Source organism: Mesorhizobium sp. P5_C1, assembly GCF_054049815.1.
In genome coordinates this window covers 1-2,972 of sequence record NZ_JBFULQ010000622.1, presented here as the reverse complement: position 1 = coordinate 2,972, position 2,972 = coordinate 1, and the positions used below count along the sequence as shown (strand labels likewise).

The window sequence follows — 2,972 nt, the reverse complement described above, 5'->3', positions numbered from 1 at the left end:
GCTCAAGCCTTACTATGGTATCGCGAATTAGATCGTGCGCGCGGCTACTTTCCCCAAGGCGCATGGCAGCCTCGCATTCGTTTAGCACGGCGACGGCATTCTGAATCTCTCGCTTGAGATCATCGGTCTTCTTGCCCATTAGTCATCGTCCTTCAAGGCCTTTGCTTCGTCTTTCAATTTCGGCCAGTCAGCGCCGTGCTTGCGAAGTAGCTCGCGTGCTTGTTTGGCCGTGACATCCGTCACCTCCGTCAGGTGCTCAACTTCGAGCTCCCCTTCTTAAGGCGGCTGGTATCGGTCGATTTCTTTGCGGCCATATTTGCGTTCTCCTCCTTCATACCAGTCAGATGAACGAGCATTTGATGTGCATGGTTCCAGTCTGTGGAACAATCTGCCGTCTGCGTTGGTTTCCCTGCGGAAGGAGATCCACCAATGCTTAAATTGCTGTTTCGACTCGGCGCACTCTACGCGGCCTATAAATTCGGCGAGGAGGTCGGCCGCGCGCAGGCTCGCGTTGATCTGCGCTTTCAGCCACCCGTTGACTCTGAGCGCATCCCGTCAGACCGAAACGAGGATGAATTCGGCGAGTTGTAAGCCGGGTCGTTATCGTTCGCAGGCTTCTTCAGGTCCGGCCGCAGCTTCCATAGTGCCTCCCAAGAAATCCGGCGAACTTGTACCGTTTCGCCATTGGTCTCGACGGTTCTTGCTGCAGCCACTGGCGTCTCCCATCATTCGTCAACCCGGCGCACGGTCGGAAAAGAGCTGGTGTACAACTGACCGTCATCGCCTTCAGTGATCACCACAAATCGGCCCTGGTCATACGATCCGTCGTGAACCACGCCGACGACCTGGCACGGATACCAGTTCGTCTTGCCGCCCATTTGCTTAACCGGGTAGGCAGCTTCGAAGGGAGCGATCGAAATTACATTGGTGGTCATGTTTTGCTTTCATGGGGTAATCTCCTCGTTTCTTAGAAATCGTCCGTTGTCCGTACCCTAGGGAATCAGGACGGACGGACGACAGTGGGTGGGTGGATAAATCCACCCCCACCACAAGCTGTTTTTAGAGAATTGCCGTCCGTCGCGTACAGTTTGAAATCATTATGTTTTTCGCCATTTTGCTGGCTGGTCGTCCGTGATTTTGTCCGTACGGACGATTTGCCAGAATTCGTCCAGTTTTCGCGATCAGTCGTCCGCGTCGTCAGACGGATCCGGACAGCGATTTCTTTCGACGAAACGTGACACAGAGGCTGCCGCTTGCTCTGCCTTAAAGCGCTCCGCTTTTGCGTCGGATGCCGCATCCTGCCCGGCTGCGGTAAGCTTCCACTTGCGGCCTGTGTAGTTTGCCAGTTTCGCCCTTGTGAGCTTTTCAGTCGCCATCGACACCCGCCGCCTGTGCGGCTGGCCGTCTTTCTGCCAACCGAGTATTTCGGCCATCTCCAGGACCTTGATTATCCGCTCTTTCGCCTCCTTGCGTTTCCCCCGATGGAGCAAGTCAAGTATCCAAAATGAGTGGGCGTCGTATCCCTTTGGAAGCGGCGCCATCACCGGCCCCCGATCGCATCGGCGATCTTTCCGGCAATGGCATCTGCCGCCGCGCGCACCGGGTCGACGTGAAGATGGGCGTAGCGTTGCGTGGTGCCAGCATCGGCATGGCCGAGCAACTTCCCTATGATTGGCAGGGACATGCCGTCGCCAGCGCCGACCGACGCGAACGTGTGGCGTAGGTCGTGAAGATGGACATCACCAAGGCCGGCCCGCGCGGCTATTGCTGCCCACGGCTTTTTTAGATCGGCGCGAGGTGCCTCATGCTCTGTTGCTGCCGAGTGACCGGCAATCACATATTTGCCAACGCGCGGCAAAGCGTCCAACACAGCTTGGGCTGCGCCGGAAAGCACTACGGTCTTGCGCCCTGTCTTTGAGTCCGGCAGGAGCAATAATCCGCGCTTGGGATCATATTCCGACCATCGCAGATTCAAGATCTCCCGCAAACGGCATCCGGTTAGCATCAACAATCGAATGGCGCCCGTTACATGTGGCCCGTAAACGGTGCGGTTCTTCTCTTTGGGCGCATGTTTGCTGTCTGACCGCTTGTGCAGAATGCCGATCGTTTCGGCTTCGCGGAGCGCATCTCCTAGGCTTGCCATTTCGTCAGCAGATAGGAACCGCTCGCGGGCTTCCTCTTTGTTTCTGTCGATCTTTGCCGCTGGATTCATTCCCTCCGGAACGTAGCCGCGCTTGGCGCCCCAAACAAAGGCGGCAGACAGCAGTGCTATTGCCCTGTTCGCTGAATATTTCGCCTGCTTTGACATGGTGGAATGCGCGCGCTGTACGTCGACACGGGTGAGGGCAACCGCCTTCGTTGTGCCCATCTGAGGCTCAATATGTTTGGCCAGCGTGATTTTGTAGAACGCGCGTGTCGACTCCTTCATATCCTTGCCAGCGATATAGTCCTCAACCAGCTTCTTGACTGTGCAGCCGCCCCGTTCGTCCGACCGCTCTTTGACCAAATCCTTGCCAAGGGCAGCGTTCGCAATCGCCCTGCGCGCTGCCTCGCGCGCCTCGTTGGCTTTTAGAGTTCCGACGCGGCCGAGCTTCAATCTCTTTTTGGCGCCGCCAGCCACCGGCCGATATTCGGCGAAATATGTTCCTGTATTGCCTGTCGTCCGGTACAGGCCGAAACCGGTTAGGTCATCGTCAAAATAGTAAGTTGTTTTGTTCGGCCTGGCACCTTCCATGATGCCTGAAACTGCAGCCGCCGTGATCTTGATTGTAGCCACGTCCATCCCCCTTTATAGCCACTATGTAGCCAGCATTTAGGTAGCGGCAGCATAATAGTCAAGCGGGCATAAGTTGGATATCGTTGGATTTCTGCGGTTCTGGCCTACTCTCTGCAACGCTATGAATGGCTATAAAACCTAGTATTTAAGACTGAGGGTCAAGGGGTCGTCGGTTCGAATCCGGCCACTCCGACCA

The 2,972-nt window shown here is 56.2% G+C and carries 4 protein-coding genes; 1 reads left to right on the top strand and 3 read right to left on the bottom strand.

The genetic code is table 11. The features are described from left to right. Positions 1-429 precede the first annotated feature (429 nt). Positions 430-591 carry a hypothetical protein gene (locus tag ACXJ7R_RS28965; RefSeq protein WP_457154821.1) on the top strand — a complete coding sequence of 54 codons (162 nt, stop codon included), beginning with the start codon at positions 430-432 and terminating at the stop codon, positions 589-591. A gap of 134 nt (positions 592-725) precedes the next feature. Here the strand turns inward: ACXJ7R_RS28965 and ACXJ7R_RS28960 are convergent, their stop codons facing one another. The 3 genes from ACXJ7R_RS28960 to ACXJ7R_RS28950 form a co-directional block, all read right to left on the bottom strand. Continuing rightward, a complete protein-coding gene (locus ACXJ7R_RS28960) occupies positions 726-935 on the bottom strand; it encodes a hypothetical protein (protein WP_457154820.1) in 210 nt (69 codons plus the stop codon). Positions 936-1,181: 246 nt separating this feature from the next. Then, positions 1,182-1,541 (bottom strand): hypothetical protein, encoded by a 360-nt coding sequence (locus tag ACXJ7R_RS28955; protein ID WP_457154819.1) that lies wholly within the window; start codon positions 1,539-1,541, stop codon positions 1,182-1,184. Further along, positions 1,541-2,776: a tyrosine-type recombinase/integrase gene (locus ACXJ7R_RS28950; RefSeq protein WP_457154818.1), complete on the bottom strand. Its 1,236-nt coding sequence runs from the start codon at positions 2,774-2,776 to the stop codon at positions 1,541-1,543. Before ACXJ7R_RS28950 ends, ACXJ7R_RS28955 begins: the two co-directional genes overlap by 1 nt. Positions 2,777-2,972 lie beyond the last annotated feature (196 nt).